This is a genomic window from Streptomyces laculatispora (assembly GCF_017353455.1).
Lineage (GTDB): Bacteria > Actinomycetota > Actinomycetes > Streptomycetales > Streptomycetaceae > Streptomyces > Streptomyces laculatispora.
In genome coordinates this window covers 1-6,020 of record NZ_JAFMPZ010000332.1, presented here as the reverse complement: position 1 = coordinate 6,020, position 6,020 = coordinate 1, and the positions used below count along the sequence as shown (strand labels likewise).

Sequence of the window (6,020 nt, the reverse complement as noted above, 5' to 3'; positions counted from 1 at the left end):
CGTACGGTCACCTCGTTCGACGAGGCGGCCGCCGAGGCGGCGACGGTGGTCAACTGCACGGGGCTCGGTGCCCGCGAACTGGTCCCCGACAGCGGGATGCGGCCGGTTCGCGGTCAGCTGGTCATGGTGGAGAACCCGGGGATCAAGGAGTGGTTCACCGAGGCTGACCCGGCGGCGGGCGCGACGACGTACTTCTTCCCGCAGCCGGGCCGGCTCGTGCTCGGCGGCACCGCCGGGACGGACGACTGGAGCACCGTGCCCGATCCCCGCACGGCCGAGGAGATCGTGGCCCGGTGTGCCCGGGTCCGGCCGGAGATCGCCCGCGCGCGGATCATCGGGCACCGGGTGGGGCTGCGGCCGGCCCGGGACGCGGGGGTCCGCATCGAGACCGAGCCGCTGCCCGGCGGCGGGCGCCTGGTGCACAACTACGGACACGGGGGCGCGGGCGTGACCGTCGCCCTGGGCTGCGCGGAGGCGGCGGCCCGGCTGGTGGTCTGAACCGCCGCGTGCGGGGCCGACCAGGGGCGGGGCGCCTGGGTGCCCGCGACCCCGCAGGGCCGTCGGCCCGCGCGGTCCTCGGACGGCTCGGGGCCCCGGTCCGCTCCTCGGCCCTCGAACGGCTCAGCGTCCTCAGTCGCCCGCCGGGCTCGAACCGCCGGACCGGTCCCCGCGCTCGGTGGTGATCTGGCTGCCGCCCGGGCCGATCCGGATCTCGAAGTCACCGTCGTACTTGGCGTGGCCCTCGATGACCGCGGACTCGACCGCCTCCACCCCGAACTCGCGGCGCACGATGAGCGGGTCCTCGCGCAGGTCCCGCACCAGGGCCACGCACATGCCGATCATGACGATCGTGAAGGGCGCGGCCACCAGAATGGTCAGGTTCTGCAGGCCCGCCAGCGCATCGCCCTTGCCGTTCCCGATCAGCAGCATGATCGCCCCCACCGCACCGGTGGTGACGCCCCAAAAAACGACGACCCACTTGGCCGGTTCGAGGATGCCCTTCTGCGACAGGGTGCCCATCACGATGGAAGCGGCATCCGCGCCCGATACGAAGAAGATGCCGACAAGGATCATCACCAGCAGACTCATCACCGTCGGGATGGGGAACTGCTCGAGCACGCCGAAGAGCTGGGCCTCCTGGGTATCGGCGCCGTTCAGTTTCCCGGCCTCCTGGAGCTTGATGGCGCTGCCGCCGAAGATCGCGAACCAGATCAGGCTGACGGTGCTGGGGACCAGGATGACCCCGCCGATGAACTGACGGATCGTCCGGCCGCGGCTGATCCTGGCGATGAACATGCCGACGAACGGGGTCCAGGAGATCCACCAGGCCCAGTAGAAGACGGTCCAGCTGCTGAGCCAGTCGGCGACCTCCCCCTTGCCGGTCGCCTCGGTGCGGCCCGCGAGCTGGGGCAGATCACCGATGTAGGCGGCGATCGAGGTGGGCAGCAGGTCGAGCACGATGATCGTCGGTCCCGCGATGAACACGAAGACGGCGAGGATCAGGGCGAGCACCATATTGATGTTGGACAGCCACTGGATGCCCTTCTCCACGCCGGAGATCGCCGAGGCGACGAAGGCCACGGTCAGCACCGCGATGATCAGGACGAGCAGCCCGGTGCCGGTCTTCTCCATCCAGTTCAGTTCGTGGAAACCGCTGCCGATCTGAAGGGCTCCCAGGCCCAGCGAGGCCGCCGAGCCGAAGAGCGTGGCGAAGATGGCGAGGATGTCGATCAGCCGGCCGACGCCGCCGTGGGCGTGCCGGGCACCGATGAGCGGTTCGAAGACGGCACTGATCGTCTGCCGCCTGCGGCGCCGGAAGGTGCTGTACGAGATGGCGAGACCGACCACCGCGTAGATCGCCCAGGGGTGGAGCGTCCAGTGGAAGAGGGTGGTGGCCATCGCCGTCTGCATCGCCTCGGCGGCGTCCACCGGGTGGGTGCCGGGCGGCGGGTGGACGAAGTGCGCCAGGGGCTCACTCACTCCGTAGAACATCAGGCCGATGCCCATACCGGCGCTGAACATCATGGCGACCCAGGACACGGTCCGGAATTCCGGCTCCTCGCCCTCCTGGCCGAGGGTGATCTTTCCGTAGCGGCTGACGGCGAGCCAGAGCGCGAAGACCACGAATCCGGAGGCGGCCAGCATGAAGGCCCAACCACCGTTGTGCATGAGGCCGTTGAGCAACGTACTGGAGACGTCCTCCAGCGAGTCGGTGGCGGTGGCCCCCCAGACCACGAAGGCGAGGGTCAGGACAGCGGTGACACCGAACACCACCCGGTCGGTCGTGGGGTGCCGGCTCCGGGTCGGGTCGCCGGGCAGATCCGCCGTCACCGACAGATCCCCCCTGCCGCCCGCTCTCTGATCGTCCTGCGACACGAATGGCACCTTTCACGGAAGCTGGAGTTTCGCTCTCCGTAGGCAGTACCACACGCAACGCACATCTTCCGGGATCAACAAGCGGTATCAGCTTGACCTTTTATGACGTGATATGTCGCATCCTTGTCCAGGAGGAGCGGGATCAGCCTCCGGGCGGGCTGGGCCAGCGGTACGTACACACCGTCACCGTCGGGCCGGGAGGTGACGCCGTGCAGGACGAGTTCGTCCCCGACCCGGGCGAACTGGGCCGCCGTGAGCCGGTAACCGCAGGGCGGGTGCGCGAGGGTCTCGCCCGGCCCCGCCGCCTCGTTGTCGGCCCCGCCGAGCCGGACCGGGCCCCGGTCGGTGAACCCGGCCGCCCGGGAGCGGGCGGTGGCGGCGGCGATCTCGCCGCGCCGCTCCTCGACGTAGGAGAACAGGCCTTTGAGTGCGGCACGTTGGGAGTGCACCCGGCGACGGTTGTTGAGTGCGGGGTCGGCCCGCTCGGCGTCGGTGAGCGCGTCCACGCGGGACTCGACGAGCAGCGCCACCGCATGCTTGACGCCCGCCGCATTGCGCAGGATGCGCTCCTGCCCGTCGCCCGCGGTCTGCTTGACGGGCCGGCCCGTGACCGGATCGGTCCAGATGCCGTAGAGCCCGCTGTCGTGTCCGGCGTCCCGGGCGGCCGGGCGCACATGGCGTTCGGCCAGGAGCTTCGATTCGTCGCGCACCAGCTCGTGGACATTGGGGTTGCGGGGCCACAGGACGGTCAGGTCCTTGTCGTAGTACGGCGGCGTCGCGCCGTACTCGTGCAGGTCGTAGACCACATCGGGCCTGTCGTCCCGGAGGGCCGCCGCGACGGCCCGGCCCTCGGCGGTCCGCAGCGCGATGTGGTCGCGGTTGATGTCCACGTCGTCGGAGTTGCCCCGGGTTCCGGCGGCGCGGCCGTCGGGGTTGGCGGTCGGAATGACAAGGATCTCGGTACGGGAGAGAAGGTCCCGGGTCGCCCGGTCCCTGGCGTATCCGAGGTCACGGATCACCGTCAGACAGGCCTCGCGGGCGGCGGGTTCATCACCGTGCTGGCCGCACACGAGGAGCACGGTGAGGGCGGCCGGACGCCGGCTGCCGATCCGGACGAGCCGCAAGGGCCGCCCCCGCTTCGTCGTTCCGATCCGCTCCACGGAGACCCGGTCGCTGTGCCGGGCGACGGCCGCGAGCAAGGAGCGTTCCTCGGCCGGGCCGGTCCAGCGTGCCCCGTCGGCGGACTCGAATCCGGTACGCGGCGGGGTCCGCGCCGCCGCGGCGGACACCGTGACCAGCGCGCCGGCCAGGGCGGTGGCGAGGCCCGTCAGCGCGAGGTTGCGGACCTTGCGACGGCCCGCCCGCCGGTCGCGGCACTTCGGTCCGCAGCGGTTCACCGGCCACCGGCCGCCGTGCCGCGCGGACCACCGGCGGGGGCCGGGGCGGGCGGTCTGTACGTCGAGCGGGCACCCCGCGCACGTGTCGGCATGGGCGGAAGGTACCGTGGCCGGCGCCCGCGCGACAGGTCCCCCGGTCGCCGCTCCGCGAAAGGCCCTAGGCTGGCGAGGTTCGTGCTGTTCGGCCGGGCCCCCGGCCGTCTCCGGCCCCCTCCCGCGCCTCCGAGGAGCGTCCCTTGCCCCGTCCGACCTCCGATGCCCCTCACGACGCACGCCCCACACTGGAAGCCGTGGCAGCCCGGGCCGGGGTGTCCCGGGCAACGGCTTCCCGGGTGGTCAACGGCGGCGCCGGGGTACGGCAGCCGCTCGTGGACCAGGTGCGCAAGGCGGTCGATGAGCTCGGCTACGTACCGAACCACGCCGCCCGGACGCTGGTGACCCGGCGCAACGGAGCCGTCGCCGTGATCATCGACGAACCCGAGATACGCATCTTCTCCGACCCCTTCTTCTCCCAGCACATCCGCGGCATCAGCCGTGAACTCATCACTTATGACGCCCAGTTGGTGCTTCTCCTGGTGGAGGGGAGCGGGGACTTCGACCGGGTGACCCGCTATCTGGCCGGTGGCCATGTGGACGGGGTACTGGCCTTCTCGCTGCACACGGACGACGAACTGTCCGCGGTCATCCGCCGGTTCCGGGTACCGACAGTCTACGGCGGGCGCCCCGGACGGCCGGGCGCCGCCTCCGAGCTCGCGGTCCCCTACGTCGACTGCGACAACCGCGGCGGCGCCCGTGAGGCCGTGCGCCATCTGGTCTCGCTCGGCCGCCGGCACATCGCGCACATCGCGGGCCCGCGCGACCAGACCTCCGCGCTCGACCGCATCGACGGCTACCTCGACGTGCTGCCCGACGGCGATCCCGCACTGGTCGCGGACGGCGACTTCACCGCGGAGGGCGGCGCCCGCGCCATGGCCGCACTGCTGGAGCGGCGGCCGGGCCTGGACGCGGTCTTCGCCGCCAACGACCTGATGGCCTCGGGCGCCCTGCGGGTGCTGCGCGAGCACGGGCGCCGGGTACCGCAGGACGTGGCACTGGTCGGCTTCGACGACATGGAGTCGGTGTCAGAGACGACCGATCCGCCGCTGACGACAGTCCGCCAGGATGTCGTGGGAATGGGCCGGTTGATGGTCAGGATACTGATGGAGCGGCTGAACGACGGAGCCACCGAACCTGATTCGGTGATCACGCCGACGGAGCTCATCCACCGCGCGTCGGCGTGACGCACGCACCGGCACGAGGCCGGTGACTCTCCCCGCACACACCACCGCGGCCCGCCGGGCGGATGGGTGATGACCCGATCCGTGCCGGTGGTGTTGACGCGACCCGTGCAACAAGTCGATAGTATTTGTAACATTGGCTCTCTGTTCGAAGTGTCCGTCAGATCACCTCCGGTACAAGGGAATTGGACCGGGGGCGCCGCACGCACCACCCGACAGGAGGGCGCACCATGGGCCGCTACAGCCGCCTTCGTGAGATACGCCGCATGGATCCCGTCCGCGACTGCGCCGAGATTCTCCGGCTGATCTCGCAGTACGAATTCCCCTGGGACTACCGGCAGGGTGTGAGCGTCGCGTTCCTCCGCGACTACGGGGTCCCCCGCATCTCCGTACTCCTGGACCGTACGCAGGAGTTCGAACGGTCCGGACAGAAGCGCTACGACGACACGGTGCTGATCGGGTACGAGATGGCGGCCGACGGCTTCGACTCGGAGCGCGGGCGCGCGGCGGCCCGTCACCTCAACCGCATCCACGGCAAGTACCGGATACCCAACGAGGACTTCCTGTACGTCCTGGCGACCACGGTCGTCGGGCCGAAGCGCTGGATCGACCGGTTCGGCTGGCGGCCCCTGTGCCCGGTGGAGACCGAGGCGCTGACCGAGGTGGGCCGGAAGATGGCGGCCATGATGGACATCGAGGGCGCGCCGGACACCTACGAGGGGTTCGAGCGGCTGCTGGACTCCTACGAGGAGCGGATGTTCGCGTACGACCCGGCGAACCGGCGGGTCGCCAACGCCACGTTCCGGATCATGGCGAGCTGGTATCCGCGCCCGCTGCGTCCGGTGATCGCGCGGTTCTCGCTCGCGCTGCTGGACGAACCGCTGCTGCGAGCACTGGGGTTCAGGGCGCAGCCCCGCTGGGTCCGGTGGGCCGCCGCCGGATCGCTGCGCGCCCGCTCGCGGTGTGTGCG

Annotated in this window: 5 protein-coding genes; 3 read left to right on the top strand and 2 right to left on the bottom strand. The window is 70.9% G+C overall.

The features are described from left to right. A partial coding sequence (locus J1C73_RS17970) for an FAD-dependent oxidoreductase (protein ID WP_207317290.1) occupies positions 1-498 on the top strand: 498 nt, incomplete at its 5' end. Positions 499-630: 132 nt separating this feature from the next. Here J1C73_RS17970 and J1C73_RS17965 read toward each other — a convergent pair. After that, on the bottom strand, positions 631-2,376 hold the full coding sequence (locus J1C73_RS17965; protein WP_207317289.1) for a BCCT family transporter: 1,746 nt from the start codon (positions 2,374-2,376) through the stop codon (positions 631-633). Positions 2,377-2,450: 74 nt separating this feature from the next. After that, positions 2,451-3,773, bottom strand: a complete 1,323-nt coding sequence (locus J1C73_RS17960; protein ID WP_207317288.1) for a M14 family metallopeptidase — start codon at positions 3,771-3,773, stop codon at positions 2,451-2,453. A gap of 236 nt (positions 3,774-4,009) precedes the next feature. On the opposite strand from J1C73_RS17960, the gene J1C73_RS17955 reads away from it, so the two are divergent. Further along, positions 4,010-5,053, top strand: a complete 1,044-nt coding sequence (locus tag J1C73_RS17955) for a LacI family DNA-binding transcriptional regulator (RefSeq protein ID WP_207317287.1) — start codon at positions 4,010-4,012, stop codon at positions 5,051-5,053. Positions 5,054-5,280: 227 nt separating this feature from the next. Continuing rightward, positions 5,281-6,020 (top strand): oxygenase MpaB family protein (locus J1C73_RS17950; protein ID WP_207317286.1); only part of this gene is annotated, 740 nt, incomplete at its 3' end.